Origin of the sequence: Jiangella endophytica (assembly GCF_003427025.1) — a bacterium.
GTDB classification, from domain to species: Bacteria; Actinomycetota; Actinomycetes; order Jiangellales; family Jiangellaceae; genus Jiangella; species Jiangella endophytica.
Window position 1 is genome coordinate 1 of sequence record NZ_QVAI01000023.1, and the last position, 21514, is coordinate 21514.

The window sequence follows — 21514 nt, forward strand, 5'->3', positions numbered from 1 at the left end:
GCCGGCCGACTGCCGACACGCGTCAGGCCGATCGCGCGCCGCTGGGTGAGCCAGGCCTGCATCCAATTTCCTACTAGTCCACTAGGAAAGCAATCCGCGATCCACATGGTGATATCGCCGCGCCGCGGCGGGGGTTCGGCGTGCGGTTTCGGGACGCCCGTCTCACGGATCGGACATTTCATTGTATCCCTATCAAGTAACTAGGAATATCGTCGCATGACTGCTGGCGACCTTCTGGTGCGGCGACTCGCCGTCGACCTGATGCGCAGTGCCAGCGCCCTGTGTCCGCTCTGCTCGCACTGCTGATCCTGCTGCGTCGGCGATGGGTGCGCCGACCCCGATCCGCACGGTACCCGGGTGTTTCCCCTGTTCTGGCCGGTGGCCGCGCCATGCCGTGGCGCCTGCGACGAAGGAGCTGTACGTGAACCCAACGACCCCCACGATCCGCCGGAGGCACAGACTCGCCGCCGCCGCGAGCACGATCCTGCTGCTGGCGGCCGCCGCCTGCTCGGCCGGCGCCGCGAGCGACGACACCGAGGACGCCGCGGCCAGCGACGAACCGGTGCGCGGCGGCGAGCTGGTCTACCTCGACGCGGAGATCCCGATCTCCGCGCTCATCCAGGAACAGGGCACCTGGCAGGACCGGGCGCTGTTCTGGAACCTCACCGATCGGCTGGTCTACCGCAACGCCGAAACCGGGGAGTTCGAGCCGTGGATCGCCGAGAGCTGGGAGGTCTCCGACGACGGCCTGCGCTACGACTTCGTGATCCGCGACGGCGTGACCTACAGCGACGGCACGCCGGTCGACGCGCAGAGCGTCGCGCGGAACCTGACCCGTCAGGTGTACGGCGACGAGGCGAAGGGGCTGGCGAAGAACTACGCCTTCCCCGACGCGGCGGAGATCACCGCCGACCCTGCGACGCGGACCGTCACCGTCGTGCTCACCCAGCCGTGGGCGCCGCTGCTCGGCGCGCTCACCGGCTGGGCGGCCGGGCTGCTCGCCGACTCCGTGCTCGAGCTGACCCGCGAGGAGCAGTCCGACTACACGAACCTGGTCGGCAGCGGCCCGTTCACGGTGGAGTCGGTGGAGTACGGCAAGGCGTACGTGCTGACTCGCCGCGACGGCTACGCCTGGGCGCCGCAGAGCTCGCCCAACCAGGGCGAGGCGCACCTCGACACCGTCACCATCACGCCGGTGCAGGAGGACTCCGTCCGCCTCGGCACGCTGCGGTCCGGGCAGGCGCACCTGCTGCGCTACGTGCAGCCGAGTGAGGAGCGGGCGCTGGCGGACGACGGCTACACCGTCGTCGCGCGCAGCGGGGTGGGCCTGGCCAACCAGTGGCCGCTGCGGCAGAACGCCTGGCCCGGCGACGACCCCGACGTCCGCAAGGCGCTCCAGCTGGCCGTCGACCGCGAACAGATCATCGAGGACCTCTACACCGAGAACTGGTCGGCCGCGACCAGCGTCGTCTCGCCCGGCACGCTGGGCTACACCGACCTGTCCGCGGAGATCGGTTACGACCCGCAGCGCGCCGCCACCCTGCTCGACGAGGCCGGCTTCAGCGAGCGCGACGCCGACGGGTACCGCGTCCGCGACGGGCGGCGGCTGAGCCTCAAGACCTACGTCGACGTCTTCGACAACACCGCCAAGGCGTTGTTCCAGCACATCCAGGCGCAGTTCAAGGACCTCGGCGTCGAACTGGTCATCGACGAGACCGACTACAGCTCGTACGGCCAGACGGTCAACGCCGACCCCGAGGTGAACTTCACCCGCACGGGCTGGCCGCACCCGGACCCCGCGCACGGCCTGTGGAACGTCTTCTCGTCGGCGCGCGCCGACAGCCTGAAGCTGGAGGGCGCCGACCCGCAGCTCGACGCGCTGCTGGACGCCGGCCTGCACGCGCCCAGCACCGATGCCGAGGCGGCCGCCCTCGCCGAGACCCAGCGGTACCTGCTGGAGAACGCGCTGACGATCCCGATCCTCAACGACACGCAGGTCTACGTCGGCGCTCCCGACGTGCACGGGTTCACGCTGTCCGACGGCGGCCTGCCGGAGTACCAGCGCGCGTGGCTGGACGCCGGATGAGCCGGCGCGCGTTCGTCGCGCGCCGGATCGCGCAGGCGGTGCTGGTGATCTGGCTGTCGTACACGCTGGTCTTCGCGGTGCTGTTCGTGCTGCCGGGCAACCCGATCCGCGACAAGATCACCAACCCGCTGAACCCGCTGCCCGAGTCGGTGGTCCGGCCGCTGATCGAGTACTACGACCTCGACCTCACGCTGGTCGAGCAGTACCTGGTCACGCTCGGCCGGACCTTCACCGGCGACCTCGGCTACTCCCTGGTCAGCGGCATCCCGGTGACCGAGCTGCTGGCACAGGGGCTGTCCGAGACGCTGGCCCTCGCGGCGCTCGCACTGCTGTTCTCGGTGCTGCTGGCGCTCGGCATCGCGCTGACGGCGGTGTTCTTCCCCGTGGCCGCCGTGCGCAGCGTCGTGCGGGCGCTGCCGGCGGTGTTCCTGTCGACGCCGAGCTTCCTGGTGGGCTTCGTCCTGCTGGTGGTCTTCTCGTTCCAGCTCGGCTGGGTCTCGTCGATCCGCGACCAGGGCCTGGTGTCGTACGTGCTGCCGGCCCTGACGCTGGCGATCGCGGTCAACGCGCCGATCGCCCAGGTGCTGATCCAGGGGCTCAGCCGGGCCAGGGGCGAGCCGTTCGTCACCGTGCTCAAGGCCAAGGGGGTGCCGCCGGCCACCATCGCCGGACGGCACATCCTCAAGAACGGCTCGATCCCGGCGCTGACGCTCACCGCGCTGACCGTCGGCGACCTGCTGGCCGGTGCGACGATCGTCGAGACGATCTTCAACCGGACCGGGATCGGGCTGATCACCGAGCAGGCGGTCCGCGAGCAGGACACCCCGGTCGTCATGGCCATCGTGGTGCTCGTGTCCACGCTGTTCGTGGTCATCAACCTGTTCACCGACCTCGTCTATCCGGTCATCGACCCGCGCATCTCCCTCCGCGCGGCCGCGGCGCCGCGACGGGTCCGCCGGCGGGTGGCGATCGGATGACGACCGCCGACCTCGCCGTGCCCACCACCACCCGGTTCCGGCTGCGCCAGATCTCCGTCGTGGAGTGGCTGGCCCTCGTCGTCGTGGCGCTGCTGGTCGTCGCCGTCATCGCGCCGGGGCTGCTGACCTCGTACGACCCGCTGGCGCCGGACCCGGCGGCGATCCTGCAGTCGCCGTCGGCGGCACACCCGTTCGGCACCGACTACCTGGGTCGCGACCTGCTGTCCCGGGTGGTGCACGGAACCGTCCGGACGATGGTCGGCTCGGCCGTCGCCGTGGTCATCGGCCTCGGCCTGGGCACGGTGCTCGGACTGGTGGCGGCGTACTTCGGCGGACTCGTCGACGCCGTCATCTCACGGATCGTCGACGTGCTGCTGTCGATCCCCGGGCTGCTGCTGTCGATGGTCGTCGTGGTGGCGCTCGGGTTCGGCGCGCTCAACGCCGCGATCGCCGTCGGGGTGTCGTCCGTCGCCGTGTTCACCCGGCTGATGCGCTCGGAGACGCTCACCGTCACCGGGCTGCCGTTCGTCGAGGCCAGCCACCACCTCGGCGGCACCCGCCGCCAGGTGCTGATCAGGCACGTGTTCCCCAACTCCTACTCGGCGGTGTTGTCGCTCACCGCGCTGCAGTTCGGCTTGGCGATCCTCTGGATCTCCTCGCTGAGCTTCCTCGGCTACGGTGCGCCGCCGCCGGAGCCGGAGTGGGGGCTGCTGGTCGCCGAGGGCCGCGAGTACGTCGTCTCCTCGCCGTGGCTGGTCGTGATCCCCGGGCTGGCCATCACCGTGTCCGTCCTGTCGATCAGCCGGGTGAGCCAGTTCGTGAAGGAGAGGGTGCTGTGATGACCGAGTCCCCGATCGTGGTCGAGGACCTGCGGATCGGCTACTTCCACGGCCGCGGCGGCGTCGCCGACGTCGTGCACGGCGTCTCGTTCGAGGTCCGCCGCGGCGAGACGACGTCGCTGGTCGGCCAGTCCGGGTCCGGCAAGAGCACCATCGCGCACGCCATCGGCGGGCTGCTGCCGGCCAACGGCGCCGTCACCGGCGGCCGGATCCAGGTGCTCGGCCGCGACGTCACCGGGTTCACGTCGCGGCAGTGGCGCGGCCTCTACGGGTCGTCCGTCGGATTCGTCCCGCAGGACCCGCTCAGCTCGCTGGACCCGCTCGTCCGGGTCGGCGACCAGATCGCGCAGAGCCTGCGGGTGCACCGGACGGTGCCGCGCGCGGCCGTCCGGGACCGCGTCGTCGAGCTGCTGGACCACGTCGGCATCCAGAAGCCGGCGGAGCGGGCCCGCTCCTACCCGCACCAGCTGTCCGGCGGCCAGCTGCAGCGCGTGCTGATCGCGATCGCGGTGGCCGCCCGCCCGGCGATCCTCGTCGCCGACGAACCCACGTCGGCGCTGGACGTGACCGTCCAGAAGACGATCCTCGACCTGCTCGCCGAGCTCCAGCACGACCTCGGGCTGGCCGTCCTGTTCATCACCCACGACCTGGCGCTGGCGCGGGAGCGGGCCGACCGGCTGGTCGTGCTCAACCACGGGCTGGTGAAGGACCACGGCCCGACCCGGCAGGTGCTGGAGAACCCACGGGACCCGTACACGGTGACGCTGCTGTCGCACGCACCGGCGGAGGACCCGGACCGCTACGCCGGCCGCGTCGCGGACCACGGCGCGCCGGTCGTACTCGAGATCGACGCCGTCAGCAAGGAGTTCGGGCGCGGATCGGGCGCCGTCCGGGCCGTCGACGACGTGTCGCTTCGGCTCACCCGCGGCTCGATCCACGCCGTCGTGGGGGAGTCGGGGTCGGGCAAGACGACGCTCGCGCGCGTCGCCGCCGGGCTGATCGGGTTCGACGCCGGCCGCGTGACGGTGGCCGGCCGCGAGCTCGACCCGCAGCCGGACGTCGTCAACCACCACGGCGGCGACCTGCAGCTGGTCTACCAGAATCCGCTCGCCGCGATGGACCCGCGCTACGACGTCGCGCGGATCGTCGAGGAGCCGCTGCGGCTGGCCGGCCTGCGCGACCGCGCCGAGCGGCGCCGCCGGGTCCGCGAGATCCTCGACCGCGTCGCACTGCCCGCGACGGTGCTGGACCGCAGGCCGCGCGAGGTCTCCGGCGGGCAGCGCCAGCGGGTCGCGATCGCCCGGGCGCTCGTGCTCGCCCCGAAGATCCTCGTCCTCGACGAGCCCACCTCCGCCCTGGACGTGACCGTCCAGGCCCAGATCATCGACCTGCTGGTCGAGCTGCAACGCGAACAGGAGCTGAGCTACGTGTTCATCTCGCACGACCTGAGCCTGGTCCGCCAGGTCTCCGACACGATCACGGTGCTGGAGGACGGTGTCGCGGTCGAGCACGGCGCCACCCGGACGGTGTTCGCCGCGCCCGCGCACCCCTACACCCGGCGGCTGCTCGACGCGATCCCCGGCCGCGTCGCGGAGCGGGCGGTGGTGGCATGACCACCGAGCCGAAGCGGCTGATCCTCAACCTGTTCGAGATGAACTGCGTCAGCCACATCACGCACGGTCTGTGGCGGCTGCCCGGCAACAACCGCGAGCGGTTCAACGACATCGAGTACTGGCTGGAGCTGGCCCGGCTGCTGGAGGACGGCGGCTTCGACGCGGTCTTCCTCGCCGACGTCGTCGGCGCCTACGACACGTTCCGCGGCAACGCCGGCACCGCCGTCCGCGAGGGGCTGCAGATCCCGTCGAACGACCCGCTGCTGATCGTCCCGGCCATGGCGGCGGTCACCCGGCATCTCGGCTTCGGCATCACGTTCTCGACGACGTACGAGCCGCCGTTCTCGTTCGCCCGCCGCATGAGCACGCTGGACCACCTGACCAAGGGCCGGGTCGGCTGGAACATCGTCACGTCCTACCTGCCCAACGCCGCCCGCAACTTCGGCCTCGACGGCGAGATCGACCACGACCAGCGCTTCGAGATCGCCGAGGAGTACCTGGAGGTGCTCTACAAGCTGTGGGAGGGGTCGTGGGAGGAGGACGCGATCGTCGCCGACAAGGCGAACGGCGTCTACGCCGACCCGGCGAAGGTGCACGCCATCGACCACGAGGGCGAGCACTACAAGGTGGCCGGTCCGCACCTCGCGTCGCCGTCGCGGCAGCGCTCGCCGCTGCTCATCACGGCGACGGCGTCGCCGCGCGGCATCCGGTTCGCCGGCAAGCACGCCGAGGCGCTGTTCACCGGCGGCGGCACGCCCGAGGCCGTCCAGGACACCATCGCGCGGGTGCGTGCGGCCGCGGCCGACGCCGGACGTGAGCCCGGGGACGTGAAGTTCGTGGTCGGCGCCGGAGTCGTGGTCGCCGCGACGGAGGAGCAGGCGCGGGCGAAGCTGGCCCGCTACCAGCAGTACTCCAGCGTCGAGGGACGGCTGGCCCACGGCGGGTTCGGCTTCGACCCGACCGCCCACCCGCGCGACACCCTGGTGCGCGACGTCGCGGGCGAGAACGCGTTCGGGCGCCGGTCGCGCGGCCCGTTCAGCGGCGACCAGACCGTCGGCGAGCTGCTCGACGCGCTGGCCGACCTGTCGCGCGGCCCGTTCTTCGCCGTCGGCGGCCCCGGCCAGGTGGCCGACGCGATCGAGTCGTGGCTCGACGACGTCGGCATCGACGGGATCAACCTCACCCAGCACCACAGCTTCGACACCGCACGCGACTTCGTCGAGCACGTCGTGCCGGAACTGCGCCGGCGCGGGCGGCTGCGCCCGGCCTACCGCGACGGCGAGACGCTGCGCGACCGCGTGCACGGGGCCGGCGACCGGCTGCCTGAGCGTCACCCCGCCGCGCGGTACCGCCGCGCGCCCGCACTCGCCGTGCCCACCGCCTGAGGAGGCCGTCATGACGACCGCAGACCCGCTCGAGCGGTTCACCCCGATCCTCGAGCGCATCCGTGAGGGCGCGGCCGGGCGCGAGCGGGACCGCGTGCTGCCGCGTGACGAGGTCGGCGAGCTGGCCGCGGCCGGGTTCGGCGCGCTGCGCCTGCCGCCGGACGGGACCGGCCGGGGCATCGCCCTGACCACGTTCTTCGAGCTGCTCATCCGGCTGGGCGCGGCCGACTCGAACCTGCCGCAGATCTGGCGCAACCACATCGCGTTCGTCGAGGACCGCCTTCAACCCGGCGACGGCCGCAACGAGCACTGGCGCAAGGTGATCGCCGGGGGAGCGGTGATCGGCGGCGCCTGGTCCGAGCGCGGCACGGCGGCCGGTCAGTCGACCACGACGCTGACCGATAACGACGGCCGCTGGCGGCTCACCGGCACGAAGTACTACAGCACCGGCAGCCTGTTCGCCGACTGGATCAGCGTCACCGCGCCCAGCGGCGACGACCACGTGGTCGCCCTCGTCGACGCCACCGCCCCCGGCGTCGAGGTGGTGGACGACTGGAGCGGCATCGGCCAGCGCACCACGGCCAGCGGCACCGCTCGGTTTACCGAGGTCACCGTCGACGAGGTCGGCATCTACCCGTTCCGCGACCGCGCGCCGTACCAGGAGGCCGTCTACCAGCTCGTGCACCTGGCGACGCTGGCCGGCACCGCTCGCGGCGCGCACCTCGACCTCGTCGACGCCGTCCGCCACCGCGGCCGCTCCTACAAGCACGGCCTCGCCGAGTCCGCCCGCGAGGACGCCCAGGTGCTCGCCGTCGTCGGACGGGTCGCGGCGGCCGCGTTCGCCGCGGAGGCCGCCGTGCTGCGGGCCGCGGCGCCGCTGGACGAGGTGGCCGATCTGGCGATCGCCGGCACCCACGACGCGGACGCGCTGGCGCCGCTGCTGCACGCCGCGACGGTCACCGTCTACGAGGCGCAGGTCGCCGTCACCGAGCTGGTGCTGCAGGCGACGACGCTGCTGTACGACGCGCTCAGCGCCTCGGCGCTGGACGCCGGGACGCTGCTGGACCGGCACTGGCGCAACGCCCGCACCGTCACGTCGCACAACCCGCGCATCTACAAGGAGCGCCTGGTCGGGAACTGGCACGTCAACGCGGTGCCGCCGGGCCTCGGCTTCGACCGGGCCGAGAAGGAGGGCACCGCATCGTGACGGCGCGACCGCCCGTCCTGGACGCCGGTCGCGCCGTCCGGGTCGCCCGCGAGCAGGCCGTCCTGCTGGCGAAGGACGCCGCCGCCCGTGACAGCGAACGCCGCCTGCCCGGGCCCGAGGTGGCGGCGCTGGCCACCTGCGGTCTGCTGGGCATCACCGTCCCCGCGGCGCACGGCGGGCCCGCCCTGCCCGCCTCCGTCGTCGCCGAGGTGTTCCGGCTGCTCGCCACGGGCGACCCCAACGCCGCGCAGATCCCGCAGAGCCACTTCGTGTACGTCCGCGCCCTGCGCGACCGGGCGACGCCGGAGCAGCAGCGGTTCTTCTTCGCGGAGGTGCTGGCCGGGCGGTGGTTCGGCAACGCCCAGGCCGAGCCCGGCACCCGGCACGCCCGCGACCTGCGTACGACGTTGCGGCCCGACGGTGACGGCTGGCGACTCGACGGCGTGAAGGGGTACAGCACCGGAGCCCTGTTCGCCGACTGGATCCCCGTGCTGGCGCACCGGGGCGAAGGCGGGCCGCTCGCCGTCGCCTGGGTCCGCCGCGACGCCGCCGGCGTCGAGGTGGTGGACGACTGGGACGGCCTCGGGCAGCGGACCACGGCCAGTGGCACCGTCCGGCTGACCGGCGTGCGGGTCGCCGCCGAGCACGTCACCGGTTACGCGGAGACGTTCGACGGCCCGCAGGTGCACGGCGCGTTCGCGCAGTTGCTGCACGCGGCCCTCGACACCGGCATCGCCCGGGCGGCGGTGACCGAGGCCGCCGAGTTCGTCCGCGGCACCAGCCGGCCCTACCCGGACGCCGGGGTCGACCGGCACGCCGAGGACCCGCTGGTGGCGCAGGCGTTCGGTGAGCTGGAGCTGGCCGTCCGGTCCGCCGAGGCGCTGCTGCAGGCCGCCGGTCGGGCCGTCGACGTCGCCGACCGCGACCTCGACGCCGACACGGCACGCGAGGCTGGCCTCGCCGTGGCCGCCGCACGGGTCGCGTCCACCCGGGCGTCGCTCGAGGCGGGGAGCCGGCTGTTCGAACTGGGCGGCACCCGGTCGGCACTGGCCGCGCTCAACCTCGACCGGCACTGGCGCAACGCCCGCACCCACACGCTGCACGACCCGGCGGCCTGGAAGCTTCAGCACCTCGGCCGCTGGGTCGCCGACGGCGTCGAACCGCCGAACCACCCGCAGTTCTAGCCACGGAGAGTTGACGATGACCCTGACGTTCCACTGGTTCCTGCCCACCAACGGCGACAGCCGCGACGTCGTCGGCGGTGGCCACGGCACCGCGACCGGCGTCGCGGGCGGCGACCGGCCGGCCAGCGTCGCCTACCTCGGGCAGATCGCGCGCGCCGCCGAGCAGCTCGGGTTCACCGGCGCGCTGACGCCGGCCGGCGCGTGGTGCGAGGACGCCTGGATCACCACGGCGCTGCTGGGCGGCGTCACCGAGAAGCTGCGGTTCCTCGTCGCGTTCCGGCCCGGCCTGATCTCGCCGACCCTCGCCGCCCAGATGGCGGCGACGTTCCAGAACCTGTCCGGCGGCCGGCTGCTGCTCAACGTCGTCACCGGCGGGGAGAGTCACGAGCAGCGCGCCTACGGGGACTTCCTCGACAAGGACGCCCGCTACGCGCGCACCGGTGAGTTCCTCGACATCGTCCGGCGGCTGTGGCGCGGCGAGACGGTCGACGCCGACGGCGAGCACCTCCAGGTCGAGGGCGCGGCGCTGACCCGCCTCCCCGACCCCGTCCCGCCCATCTACTTCGGCGGCTCGTCGCCCGCCGCCGGGCTCGTGGCCGCCCGCCACGCCGACGTCTACCTGACCTGGGGCGAGCCGCCGGACGCCGTCGCGGAGAAGATCGCGTGGATCCGCTCGCTCGCGAAGGCCGAGGGCCGCGAGCTGCGCTTCGGCATCCGGCTGCACGTCATCCCGCGCGACACCGCCGCCGAGGCGTGGGCCGAGGCCGACCGGCTGCTCGCCCGCATCGGCGACGACACGATCGCCGGCGTCCAGCAGGGGTTGCGCCGCAGCGAGTCCGAGGGCCAGCGGCGCATGCTCGAACTCAACCGGGGCACCCGCGACGACCTCGAGGTGGCGCCCAACCTGTGGGCCGGCGTCGGCCTGGTCCGCGGCGGCGCGGGGACGGCGCTGGTCGGCAGTCACACGGAGGTGGCGGACCGCATCGAGGAGTACCACCGCCTCGGCATCGACGAGTTCGTGCTGTCCGGCTACCCGCACCTGGAGACGGCGTACTGGTTCGCCGAGGGCGTCGGTCCGGTGCTCTCGCGCCGCGGCCTCTGGGACCTCGGCGCCACGCCGGCCGGCAGCGCCCGGGTCCCGTTCGCGGGGCCGGCGCCCGCTCAGCCCACGTCGACGACCGCCTTGACGAAGCCGGCGGGCTTGGAACGCAGCGCCTCGAACGCCTCGTCGGCCTGATCGAGGCGGAACCGGTGGGTGACCAGCCGGCCCGGGTCGAGGCGGCCGGCGGCCACCAGTTCCAGCGCCGCCGCCGTGCTGGCGCGCAGCAGGGCGCGGTCGCGGACGTGCGCGTTGACGACGTCCAGGGCCTTCCAGTTCCAGGTGCGCAGGTCGACCGTGCGGGTGGCCTGGTGGTAGCCGAGGATGGACAGCGCGCCGTGCGGGCGGACCAGCCGTCCGGCGAGGTCGAGCCCGGCCTGGGTGCCTGACGCCTCGACCACGACGTCGAACCCGTGGCGCGCCGGCGAGCCCTCGCCGGAGAAGGCGGCGGCGGGCAGGTCCGCGGGGTCGTGCGCGGCGGAGGCGCCGTTGGCGAGCGCCGCCTGCCGGGCGTCGTCGCGCGGGTCGACGGCGACGAGGCGCGCGACGCCGGAGGTGTGCAGGAGCTGCGTCATGACCAGGCCCATGAAGCCGAGCCCGACGACGGCGACGTGCGCGCCCAGCGGGACCGGGGTGCGGCGCAGCCCTTCGGCGACGCAGCCGAGAGGCTCGGGCAGCGCGATCGCCGGGTCGACGCCCGCCGGGACGACCACGACGTCGTCGACGTCGGCCAGGGCGTGCTCGGCGAACGACGCAGCGATGCGGCCGCCGATCAGCGTGCCGGGCACGATCGTCACGCCCGGACCGGCGGCGAGGACCTCGCCCACGGGCTCGTGCCCGAGGCGGCGTGGGCCGTCCGGTGCCGCGGCGGCCCAGGTCGGCAGGTCGCTCGCGCACACGCCATTGGCGATGACACGCAGCAGCAGCTGGCCGGGACCGGGCTCGGGCAGGTCGACGGTGGCGAGCTCGCCGCGGCCGGGCGCGGTGAGCTGGTAGGCGCGGGTTCTCATTTGGTGGCTCCAGCGGTGAGTCCGTTGACGAACTGCCGGTTGAACAGCAGGTAGATGATCACGACGGGCAGCGAGGCGATGGTCGTGCCGGCGGCCAGGACGGCGGTGTCGGTCGTGAAGCGGCCCTGGAAGAACGTGAGCCCGATCGGCAGCGTCCGGACGTCGTCGGTCTGCAGGAAGAACAGCGGGACGACCAGCTCGTTCCACGAGGTCATGAACTGGAGGACGACGATAGCGCCGAGTGCGGGGACGGCCAGCGGGCGCACCACCGACCACATCAGCCGCAGGTCGCCCGCGCCGTCGATGCGGCCGGCCTCGATCAGCTCGCGGGGCAGCGCCCGCAGGTTGGCCCGGAGCAGGAAGATCGCGAACGGCAGTCCGAGCGCCGCCTCGATCAGGATCGCGCCGGCCAGGGTGTTCACCAGCCCGAGCGACCGCAGCTGGTAGAAGAGCGGGATGACGATCGACCAGATCGGGATCATCAGGCCGAGCAGGAAGAGCAGGAACGTCGCGTCGGCCCAGCGCGGGTTCAGCACGGCCAGGGCGTAGGCGGCGGGGAACGCCAGCACGACCACCAGCGCCACCGTCCCGGCCGCGACGATGGTGCTGTTCAGCAGGTAGTCGGAGAACCGGCCCGCGTTCCAGGCGGTGACGTAGTTCCCGAACCGCAGCGGCCACTCCAGCCCGAACGGGTCGGCGGCGGTCGCGGCCGACGTGCGCAGCGACTGCAGCCAGATCCAGACCAGCGGGACGACGGACACCAGGGTCATGACGACGAGCGCGGTGTGGGCGCTCATCCGTTGCAGGCTGTGGTTCACGGGCGCTCCCGCTCGCGGAGGCGGAGGAAGATCACGGTGATGATCAGGATGATGACGGTGAGCACGACGGCGGCGGCCGCGGCGTAGCCCACCCGGTGGGTGACGAACGCCAGCGAGTAGATGTAGTACGCGACGACCTCGGTGGAGTGGCCCGGCCCGCCGTTGGTCATCACGTAGACCAGATCGAAGGTCTTCAGCGTGTTGATGAACGAGACGACGAGCAGCAGCGTGATGTGGTTGCGCAGGCCCGGGACGGTGACGTGCCGGAACCGCTGCCGGGCGTTCGCGCCGTCCAGCGCCGCCGCCTCGTAGAGATGCGGGTCGATGTTCTGCAGCCCGCCGAGCAGGATGACCATCGCGAACCCGTAGTAGGTCCAGTTCGCGGTGGCGATGACGGCACCCATCGCGGTGCCCGACTCCGACAGCCAGCCGCGGGTCAGCGACTCCAGTCCGGCGTTCTCGAGCGTGACGTTCAGCAGCCCGGTGTCCGGCCGGTAGATCTGGTCCCACGCGATGCCGACGATGACCAGCGCCATCGTCGCCGGCACGAACAGCAGGGTGCGGTACAGCGTCCGCCCGCGGATCCAGCTCGCCGACAGCACCGCCGCGAGCAGCAGCCCGAGGCCCTGTGCGAGCCAGCTGCCGGCCACCCAGACCAGGTTGTTGCCGAGCGAGCCGAAGAAGCGGTCGTCGCCGACGAGACGGCGGTAGTTGTCCAGGCCGGTCCACGTGGGCGAGGCGGTGAGGCCGTTCCAGTCGGTCAGGCTGAGCCAGACGGTCTGCCCGATCGGCCACAGCAGGAACGCCGTGTACAGGGCGAGCGCGGGGAGCACCAGCCAGTACGCGCGCAGCGACCCCCGGCGGCGGCCCGTGGGTGGCCGTGACGGCGCCTGGGTGCGGACCGCGACCGGAGCGGCGGTGCTGGTCACGGCGTGCTGCTCCGGGACTCTGCGAGCGCGTCGTCGAGCGAGGCGGTGAACGCGGCCACGTCGAGGTCGCCGGCGAGGTAGGCCTGGCCGCCGCCGTTCCAGGCGTCGGTCACGAGCGGGCTGGAGCTGAACGCCGTCCAGCGCCCGATCCCACCGCCGTCGTTCGCCGCCCCCACGACCTCGAGGTTCTGCCGCAGCAGCGCCGGGACGTCCGCTCCCGCGCCGTCGTAGCCGGTGGTCGGCAGCACACCGGCCTCCAGCCAGAGCCGCTCGGCCTCGTCGGAGAAGTGCACGAAGTCGATCCAGTCCGCCGCGATGTCGGCGACCGGAGAGGACGCCGAGATCGCCCAGGACCCGCCCGCGCCGCCCGCAGCCTGCTGCCGCAGCGAGGTGTCGATCATCGGGAACGGCACGAAGCGCACGTCCGAGTCGTCGCCGAGGGTGGCGACGATGTCCGGAGTGACGCCGGTGCCCTCGACCAGCATGCCGGCTGTGCCGTTCATGAAGGCCTTCACCGAGTCGTCGAAGCTGACACCGTTGAAGTCGGGCGTGACGAAGCCGCGGGCCACCCAGTCGCGGGCGACCTCGAAGGCGCCCTGGAGCCGCGGCGCCGAGTACACGCCGTCGCCGCCGAGCGACTCGACCGCGACGACCTCGTCGACCGGCACGGATGCGTGCACGGCGGCCGCGACGAGGTGCGAGGACGGCCACTGGTCCTTGTTGCCGAACGCGATCGGGACCACGCCGGCCTGCCGCAGCGCCTCCGCCGCGACCAGGAAGGACTCGTAGTCGACCGGGGGCGGTGCGCCGTGCCGCGCGAACAGGGCCTCGTTGTAGAACAGGCCGATCGCCTCGCTGGAGCGCGGCACCGCGTAGAAGATGTCGTCGAAGGTGGCCCGGCCGACGACCGACTCCGGCAGCGCGTCGAGCCAGCCGTACTGCTCGGCGTACTCGGTCAGCGGGTGGACCAGGCCGTTCGTCGCCAGCACGCCGAGGGTGCTCTCGGACGCGTCGTAGTCGAACACGTCCGGCGCCGACCCCGACGCCAGCGTCGTCGGGAGGGTCTTCTGCAGGTCGTCGTAGCTGAGGTACTGGATGTCGACGGTCACCTCCGGGTGCTCGCGCTCCCAGGCGTCGCTGATCGTCTCCAGGACCGGCTGCAGCGCCGGGGTGTCGCCGAACTGGCTGACGATCGTCAGGGTGGCCTCCTCTCCGAGGGCGAGGCTCTCGCCGTCGCCGTCGCTCTGGGCGCCGCCGACGCAGGCGGTCGCGGCCAGTGCGAGGAACGGCACCGTCCGGCGGAGCCGGCGTGCGGTGTCGGTGGGCATCGTTGCCTCCTAGGAAGTGAGCAGCGGCCGGGCGGCTTCGTCCACGAGTGCGACGTGCCGGGCGGCGTCGGCGAAGGTGGGGAGCGGGGCGACGGCCTCGCCGCCGGCGCCGCCGAGCAGCGGTCGATAGAACGCGTCGAAGAGGGCGACGACCCGGGCCTCGGCGTCGACGGGCGTGCGCCAGAACCGGCTCACGCGATGCGGGTCGGCGTGCCCGTCGAGGCGCAGCCGCCGCGCGTCGGCCGTACGGACCAGCTCGAGCGTCTCGCGGTCGCCGAGCTCCCAGGCGGCGGTGCCCTCGTCGCCGTCGATCTCGATCGTGATGGTGTTGAGGTGGCCCGGCGACACCTGCGACGCCGTCAACGCGATGACGCCGCCGCCGCCGAGCCGGGCCAGCGCGACGGCGACGTCGTCGGTGCCAGGCCGGAGGACGTCGTGGCGCGGCGTGTGGAAGTCGGCGCCGATGGACGTGATCGGCTGCCCGGTGAGCACCTCGACCAGGTCCAGCGCGTGGCTGCCGATGTCGGCCAGGACCCGCGACGAGCCGGACCGGGCGGGGTCGTTCCGCCAGGAGGCGGCGGCGCCGAGCTGCCAGTTCTGCAGGTAGCTCGCGCGGACGGAGTGGATCGTCCCGAGCAGGCCGGAGCGCACCAGCCCAGCCAGCCGGACGGCCAGCGGCGAGTACCGGTAGTGGTAGCAGACCGTCGACGAGGTGGGTGCCGCCGCGGCCAGCACGGCCAGTTCCGCGGCGTCGGCGGCCGTGGTGGCGAGCGGCTTCTCGCACACGACGTGCAGGCCGGCGGCGAACGCCGCCCGGACCGCCGGGGCGTGCCGGTCGTTGGGCGTGCACACGTGCAGGGCGTCGACGATCCCGGCGTCGATGAGGGCGCGCTCCGACCCGAAGGCGGCGGGGACGCCGAGCCGGCCGGCGACCCGCTCGGCGGACTCGCGCGTGGAGCCGCTCACCGCGACCACCTCGACGCCGTCGAGCCGGCGCAGCGCGGCGACGTGAGCGGCCCCGACGCCCGCGGCGCCGGCGACGCCGACGCGGATCACTCGGCGCCCGTCCGGGTCGCGGCCGACGTGCCGAGCCGGGCGAGGGTGTCGCCCAGACCGGCCGCCGACGTGAGCTCGTCGACCGCCATGGCGGCGGCACCCAGGATCGCGGCGTCGGCGCCCAGCGACGACGGCACGATGCGTAGGTCGCGCGTGGCCAGGGCCAGCGACCTGCCGTAGATCGTCTCGCGGATGCGGGCCAGGAACGCGCCGCCGCCGCTCGCGACACCGCCGGTCACGACGACGACCGCGGGGTTGAAGAAGTCGACGAGCACCGACAGGACGGTGCCGATGTCCTCGGCGGCCTCGTCGAGGATGCGCCGGCAGTCGTCGTCGCCGAGCTGCGCCAGCTCGGCCACCAGCTGCGCCGTCACCGGGCGCCCCGCGTTCGCCGCGGCGGCGAGCGCCGTGCTCTGGCCGCTGAGCGCGAGCAGCTCCGCCCGGGCGGCGATGTCGTCGCCGCCGGCCGTGGTGACCAGGCTGCCGGCGCAGCCCTGCGCGCCGCGGTGCAGCCGGCCGTTGGAGATCAGGCCGGCGCCGACCCAGGAGCCGATCTTCACGACCAGGGAGTCGGCGACGCCGGCGCCGGCCCCCCGGTGCTGCTCGGCCAGCGCCATCAGGTTGACCTCGTTGTCCGTCCACACCGGCACCCCGAAGCGGACCGACAGGCGGTCGCGGACCGGCTGGTCGTGCCAGTCGGGGTGCACCGGGGGATGGACGGTGCGCCCCGTGGCGAACTCGACCGGCCCGGCGATGCCGACCCCCACCCCGCAGAGCACGAGCGGGCCGGCCGCGGACTCCCGCGCGCCGGCCAGCTGCCGCTCGATCAGCGACTCCAGCGCGGTGAGCACCCGCTCGGGGCCCTCCTGCATCGACAGCGGCAGCTTCTCGTCGGCCAGGATGCGGCCGGGGAGCGTGACGACCGCGGCGCGCACGTGCGTCATCGCGATCTCCGCGGCGACCACCACGAGATCGGACCGGAACCGCACCCGTGTCGCGCGCCGGCCGCCCGTGCTGCCGAACTCGCCGGCCTCCTCCAGCAGTCCGGCGTCGACGAGGGCGCGGACGCGCTCGGAGACGACCGCCTTGCTCAGCCCCGTGACGGCGCCGATCTCGGTCCGGGACGCGCCGTCGGCCGCGGCCCGGATCACACCGGCCACGGCGGCGGCGCTGGCGACGGCGCCGCCGTCACCGCGCCACCCTCGTGCTGTCGAAGCCTCGTTCATCGCGCACCTTCGTCTGGCCGGAAGTGGAGTTCGATCGTAAAGCGATCGAAGTAGTTCCGCAACCTACCAATGTCGGCGTGCCTGGGCCGGCCGGTGCGCTCGGTCTCCTCGGCGGGGGCACGGCGGTAGGCTCTGGCCATATGTCCAGGTCGTCGCGTGCGCCGTCCATCACGGACGTCGCGCGTCTCGCGGGTGTGTCGGTGCCGACCGTGTCGCGGGTCATCACGGGGTCGGTGCCGGTCAGTGCCGAGCGCACCGACCGCGTCCTGGCGGCCGTCCGCGAGCTCGGCTACCGGCCGAACGGCGCGGCCCGGGCGCTGGTGACCGGCCGGCAGTCGGTCATCGCGGTGCTGGCGAGCAACACCACGCGCTACGGCTACGCCACGACGCTGCAGGGCATCGAGGAGGCGGCCCGGCTGGCCGGCTTCATCGTCATGATCACCGTCATCGAGACCGACGAGGCGGGAGCGGTGCGGGCGGCCGTCGACCTCGCGCTCAGTCATCCGGTCGCCGGTGTGGTGGTGCTGAAGTTCGACCCCGCCGGCGCGGCGGTGCTGCACCAGCTGCCCGACGGACTGCCGGTGGTCGCGGCCTCCGGAGGGCGCGGCGACGGCGTGCCGCACGCCGTCCTCGACGACACCGCCGGCGCGATGGCGGCCACCGAGTACCTGCTCGGGCTCGGCCACCGCACGGTGCACTACGTCGCGGTGCCGACCTCGGGTCGCCGGGCCGGCCGGGCGACGGGCTGGAAGCGGGCGCTGACCCGCGCCGGGGTCGACGTGCCGCCGGTGCTCGACGCCGGCTGGGATCCGGAACGCGCCTACGAGATCGGCCGCGACCTGGCCCGGCGCGACGACGTCACGGCCGTCCTGTGCGGCAACGACGAGCTCGCCATGGGCCTGATGCGCGGCCTGCACGAGGCCGGCCGCACGGTGCCCGGTGACATCAGCGTGGTCGGCTTCGACGGCCACCCGATGGGCCGGTTCTGGACGCCGGCGCTGACGACGGTCGAGCAGGACTTCGCCGATCTCGGCCGGCGTTCGTTCGCCCTGCTCGGAGGGCTTCTCGGCACCGGCCACACGGCCAAGACGTCGTCGTCGGCGGCGCGGCTGGTGGTCCGCGAGAGCAGCGGCCCGCCACCCTCCGCCGGCTGACCGGCCGCTCCTGCGGGTCCGTCCGGGGCCTCTTGACTCCCATTCTGAAAACGTTATCATCGGCGGAACGCTTCGACCTGTGAGCGTTAACAGCACCGAGGAAGGCCGATGCCCATGACGTCGCAGCCCGCCCGCATCGAGTGGGGTCACGACGCCCTGACCGTGGTCCTGGCCGCCGACCCGGGCGGGCCGGTCCGGCTCACCCGGATCGAGGCGGCGCCGGCCGCCGCATCGGCCGCCGGACCGGCCGCGGACCCGGCCCAGCCGCTCGTCGAGCTGCTGATCGCGGGCGAGGGCGGCACGTGGTCGGGTCCTCGGCAGATCGAGAGCACGGTCGGCGCGCGGCTGCGCTACGCCGGGCATCGGGCGACGCGGGCGGACGGCTGGACGCGGCTCGAGATCGACCAGGCCGACGACGCGGCCGGCCTGCTGGTGACCGCGGTGCTGCGGGCGCCGCTCGGCGTGCCCGCGTTCCAGGCGTGGACGACGGTGCGGGTCACCGGGTCCGAGCCGGTGACGTTGCACGCGGTCAGCTCGCTCGCCACCGGCGCGTTCCGGCCCGGCCCGGGCGGCGCCGACGGCATCGACGTCCTCTGGGCGGAGACCGACTGGCTGGCCGAGGGACGATGGCAGCGGCGGCCGCTGCGGGAGCGGCGACTGCCCGACGTCGACCTCGCCGCCCACGGCCAGCCCCCGCGCGGCGCGCTGGTGCTGGCCAGCCACGGATCGTGGTCGTCGGGGGAGTACCTGCCGGCCGGCGTGCTGGCCGACACCGCGAGCGGGCGGGCGTGGGCGTTCCAGCTCGAGCACAACGGCGCCTGGCGGTGGGAGGCCGGCGAGCGGCTCGACGGCGTCTACCTCGCCCTGCACGGGCCCGGCGACGCCGACCACCAGTGGCGGCACACGCTGGAGCCCGGCCAGGAGTTCCGCAGCGTCCCGGCGGCGCTGGCCGTCGGCGACGGCGGGCTCGAGCCGGCCGTCGCGGCGCTCACGGAGTACCGGCGGGCGATCGTCCGGCCGCACCCGGACCGCGCGGCCCTGCCGGTCGTCTTCAACGACTACATGAACACGCTCGACGGCGACCCGACCACCGAGCGGCTGCTCCCGCTCGTCGACGCGGCGGCCCGAGCCGGCGCGGAGTACTTCTGCATCGACGCCGGCTGGTACGACGAGGACGGAACCTGGTGGGACAGCGTGGGCGCGTGGGAGCCGTCGGCGACCCGGTTCCCGAACGGCCTGGGCGAGGTGACCGCCCGCATCCGCGCCGCCGGGATGCGGCCGGGGCTGTGGCTGGAGCCCGAGGTCGTGGGCGTGCGAAGCCCGCTGGCGCAGAGCCTGCCGGCGGACGCGTTCTTCCAGCGCGACGGCCGCCGTCAGGCCGAGCACGGCCGGTACCACCTCGACCTGCGGCACCCGGCGGCGATCGCCCACCTCGACGCCACCGTCGACCGGCTGGTCGACGAGTTCGGCATCGGCTACTTCAAGCTCGACTACAACATCAACCCCGGTGCCGGCACCGACGCCAAGGCCGACGCCCCCGGCGCCGGGCTGCTGGCGCACAACCGTGCCCACCTGCGCTGGCTGGAGGGCGTGCTGGACCGGCACCCGGACCTCGTGCTGGAGAACTGCGGGTCCGGTGGCATGCGGACGGACTACGCGCTGCTCGCCCGGCTCCAGTTGCAGTCGACCAGCGACCAGCAGAACCCGCTGCGCTACCCGCCGATCGCCGCGGCGGCGCCGATGGCGGTACTGCCCGAGCAGTCGGCCAGCTGGGCCTACCCACAGCCCGAGATGACCGACGAGGAGATCGCCTTCACCGTCACCACCGGGCTGCTCGGCCGGCTCTATCTCTCCGGGCACCTGAACCGGATGACCGCAGACCAGTTCGCGCTGGTCCGCGACGGCGTCGTCGCGCACCGCTCGATCCGGGCCGATCTCGCCCGGGCGGTCCCGTTCTGGCCGCTGGGTCTGCCGGGCTGGACCGACGGCTGGGTGGCCCTCGGGCTGCGGGCCGGCGGCGACAACCTCCTGGCCGTGTGGCGGCGGCCCGGCGCGGACGACGTCGCCGAGCTGCGGCTGCCGCACCTGCGTGGCGCCACCCCCGAGATCGACGTGCTCTACCCGCGGCGGCTGCCCGCCTGGGGGCAGGCGTGGGACGCCGCGGCCGGCCTGCTGCGCCTGGAGGGCGGGCCGGCCCCGTCCGCCCGCGTGTTCCGACTCCGCGACACCTGACCGATCCGTACCGAGGACGAGGAGAGGCTCGATGAGGAGATCCCTGACGTTCGTGGCGGCATTGGCCGCCGTCACCCTGACCGCCACCGCCTGCAGCGACCCGGCGTCCGGCCCGTCCGGCGGCGAGAGCGGCGGCGACGGCGAGACCGCGGGCGGCGACGCCGCGTGGCCGGACCCGGCCACCGCCCTCGACGGCGTCGAGCTGACCATCTGGGCGGCGCAGAACAGCACCACCGTCCCGGAGCGGGTGGTGGCCGCGTTCGAGGAGGAGACCGGCGCGTCGGTCGAGGTCGTGACGATCCCGGACCCGTACGAGCAGGGCATCCAGACCCGCGTCGCCACCGGCGACCTGCCCGACCTGGCCTTCTGGCAGCCGACGGCGTCGATGCTCACCGCCATCAACGCGCGGACGAACCTGCAGCCGCTCGACGGCGCGCCCTGGATCGAGGAGCTCCAGCCGGAGCTGCGGGACATGACCGGCATCCTCGACGACACCCGCTACGCGGCACTGATCACCAGCCCGGCCGTCGAGGGTGTCTACTACAACAAGCAGGTCTTCGCGGCGAACGCCGTCACCGCGCCGCCGGCCGACTTCGCCGGCATGGTCGACGTCGCCCGGCAGCTCGACGCCGCGGGCGTCACGCCGTTCTTCGAGATGGGCGCCGACCGCTGGGCGACCCAGTGGTGGGTGCAGGTGCAGCTCGCCGACGCCGCGGCCGACGGGTTCTGGGACCGCGTCAACGCCGGCGAGGAGACGTTCGAGAGCCCGGTCGTCCTCGACGCCATCACCACCTACCAGGGACTGGTCGACGAGGGCCTGTTCAACGACGACCTCGTCACGGCCACCTTCGAGGACCAGGGCGACGCGCTGCTGGCCGGCGAGGCCGCGATGGTCGTGCAGGTCAACTCGTTCTTCGGCCAGCTCCAGGCCAAGGCCGACACCGCGACGCTGGACGAGACCATCGGGTTCTTCCCGATCTCGCCGTCGGGCAACGTCGGCACGTTCATCCCGGACCAGAGCAACGCGCTGGTCGCGTTCCGCACCGGCGACGCCGAGCGGGAGGCCGCGGCCCGGCAGCTGCTCGCGTACTGGATGGGTCCCGGTTACGAGGGCTTCGTCGAGGGCCAGCAGACCGTCTCGCTGAAGACCGACGTACCCAGCCCGGACGGCGTCCCGCAGGCGCTGCTGGACGTGCACGCGTCGCTGGCCGACGCCGTCGGCTCCATGCAGGCGCTCGCCGTCGCCAACCCGGACCTGTACCTCAACCTCGCCGACATGCTGGCCGGGACGATGACGCCGGAACAGGTCGCGGCGGCCACCCAGGACCAGTTCGAGCAGCTGGCCCAGGCGGCCGGGCTCGGAGGATGACG

At 73.5% G+C, this 21514-nt stretch carries 18 protein-coding genes; 12 read left to right on the forward strand and 6 right to left on the reverse strand.

Annotation, left to right across the window (positions count from 1 at the left end; translation table 11 throughout):
* Nucleotides 1-216: 216 nt before the first annotated feature.
* The 9 genes from DZA62_RS37735 to DZA62_RS31065 all read left to right on the forward strand — a co-directional run bounded on the left by DZA62_RS37735 (nt 217) and on the right by DZA62_RS31065 (nt 10528).
* Nucleotides 217-306 (forward strand): putative leader peptide, encoded by a 90-nt coding sequence (locus DZA62_RS37735; RefSeq protein WP_116952843.1) that lies wholly within the window; start codon nt 217-219, stop codon nt 304-306.
* Nucleotides 307-421: 115 nt separating this feature from the next.
* Nucleotides 422-2086 carry an ABC transporter substrate-binding protein gene (locus tag DZA62_RS31030; RefSeq protein ID WP_157988019.1) on the forward strand — a complete coding sequence of 555 codons (1665 nt, stop codon included), beginning with the start codon at nt 422-424 and terminating at the stop codon, nt 2084-2086.
* Nucleotides 2083-3063, forward strand: coding sequence for an ABC transporter permease (locus tag DZA62_RS31035; protein ID WP_116952845.1), 981 nt, complete (start codon nt 2083-2085; stop codon nt 3061-3063). Before DZA62_RS31030 ends, DZA62_RS31035 begins: the two co-directional genes overlap by 4 nt.
* The gene (locus tag DZA62_RS31040) at nt 3060-3902 is read left to right on the forward strand and encodes an ABC transporter permease (protein WP_116952846.1); all 843 of its coding nucleotides are present in this window, start codon (nt 3060-3062) and stop codon (nt 3900-3902) included. The genes DZA62_RS31035 and DZA62_RS31040 overlap by 4 nt, the downstream gene beginning before the upstream one ends.
* On the forward strand, nt 3902-5515 hold the full coding sequence (locus DZA62_RS31045; RefSeq protein WP_116952847.1) for a dipeptide ABC transporter ATP-binding protein: 1614 nt from the start codon (nt 3902-3904) through the stop codon (nt 5513-5515). The genes DZA62_RS31040 and DZA62_RS31045 overlap by 1 nt, the downstream gene beginning before the upstream one ends.
* On the forward strand, nt 5512-6900 hold the full coding sequence (locus DZA62_RS31050; RefSeq protein ID WP_116952848.1) for an NtaA/DmoA family FMN-dependent monooxygenase: 1389 nt from the start codon (nt 5512-5514) through the stop codon (nt 6898-6900). The genes DZA62_RS31045 and DZA62_RS31050 overlap by 4 nt, the downstream gene beginning before the upstream one ends.
* Before the next feature lie 10 nt (nt 6901-6910).
* Nucleotides 6911-8107: an acyl-CoA dehydrogenase family protein gene (locus tag DZA62_RS31055; RefSeq protein ID WP_116952849.1), complete on the forward strand. Its 1197-nt coding sequence runs from the start codon at nt 6911-6913 to the stop codon at nt 8105-8107.
* Complete coding sequence (locus DZA62_RS31060; protein ID WP_232827654.1) at nt 8104-9291, forward strand: SfnB family sulfur acquisition oxidoreductase; 1188 nt, start codon at nt 8104-8106, stop codon at nt 9289-9291. Before DZA62_RS31055 ends, DZA62_RS31060 begins: the two co-directional genes overlap by 4 nt.
* Before the next feature lie 16 nt (nt 9292-9307).
* Entirely contained in the window at nt 9308-10528 is a 1221-nt protein-coding gene (locus DZA62_RS31065) for an LLM class flavin-dependent oxidoreductase (protein WP_116952850.1), read from the forward strand.
* Here DZA62_RS31065 and DZA62_RS31070 read toward each other — a convergent pair.
* Genes DZA62_RS31070 through DZA62_RS31095 form a run of 6 tightly spaced genes read right to left on the reverse strand, consistent with a single transcriptional unit; the run spans nt 10453 to nt 16757 of the window.
* Nucleotides 10453-11400 carry a zinc-binding dehydrogenase gene (locus tag DZA62_RS31070; protein WP_116952851.1) on the reverse strand — a complete coding sequence of 316 codons (948 nt, stop codon included), beginning with the start codon at nt 11398-11400 and terminating at the stop codon, nt 10453-10455. The two genes, DZA62_RS31065 and DZA62_RS31070, sit on opposite strands and share 76 nt — an antisense overlap.
* The gene (locus tag DZA62_RS31075; RefSeq protein WP_116952852.1) at nt 11397-12197 is read right to left on the reverse strand and encodes a carbohydrate ABC transporter permease; all 801 of its coding nucleotides are present in this window, start codon (nt 12195-12197) and stop codon (nt 11397-11399) included. The genes DZA62_RS31070 and DZA62_RS31075 overlap by 4 nt, the downstream gene beginning before the upstream one ends.
* Before the next feature lie 17 nt (nt 12198-12214).
* A complete protein-coding gene (locus tag DZA62_RS31080; protein ID WP_157988020.1) occupies nt 12215-13147 on the reverse strand; it encodes a carbohydrate ABC transporter permease in 933 nt (310 codons plus the stop codon).
* The gene (locus DZA62_RS31085) at nt 13144-14475 is read right to left on the reverse strand and encodes an ABC transporter substrate-binding protein (protein WP_116952853.1); all 1332 of its coding nucleotides are present in this window, start codon (nt 14473-14475) and stop codon (nt 13144-13146) included. Before DZA62_RS31085 ends, DZA62_RS31080 begins: the two co-directional genes overlap by 4 nt.
* Nucleotides 14476-14484: 9 nt before the next feature.
* Nucleotides 14485-15531: a Gfo/Idh/MocA family protein gene (locus DZA62_RS31090; protein WP_116952854.1), complete on the reverse strand. Its 1047-nt coding sequence runs from the start codon at nt 15529-15531 to the stop codon at nt 14485-14487.
* Nucleotides 15528-16757 carry an ROK family protein gene (locus DZA62_RS31095; protein WP_116952855.1) on the reverse strand — a complete coding sequence of 410 codons (1230 nt, stop codon included), beginning with the start codon at nt 16755-16757 and terminating at the stop codon, nt 15528-15530. Before DZA62_RS31095 ends, DZA62_RS31090 begins: the two co-directional genes overlap by 4 nt.
* 140 nt (nt 16758-16897) lie before the next feature.
* Between DZA62_RS31095 and DZA62_RS31100 the strand changes: the two genes are divergently transcribed.
* The 3 genes from DZA62_RS31100 (at nt 16898) to DZA62_RS31110 (ending at nt 21512) form a co-directional block, all read left to right on the forward strand.
* Nucleotides 16898-17911, forward strand: coding sequence for a LacI family DNA-binding transcriptional regulator (locus tag DZA62_RS31100; protein WP_116952856.1), 1014 nt, complete (start codon nt 16898-16900; stop codon nt 17909-17911).
* 114 nt (nt 17912-18025) lie between these two features.
* Nucleotides 18026-20143, forward strand: coding sequence for a glycoside hydrolase family 36 protein (locus DZA62_RS31105; RefSeq protein ID WP_116952857.1), 2118 nt, complete (start codon nt 18026-18028; stop codon nt 20141-20143).
* 31 nt (nt 20144-20174) lie between these two features.
* Entirely contained in the window at nt 20175-21512 is a 1338-nt protein-coding gene (locus DZA62_RS31110) for an ABC transporter substrate-binding protein (RefSeq protein WP_116952858.1), read from the forward strand.
* Nucleotides 21513-21514: the final 2 nt, after the last annotated feature.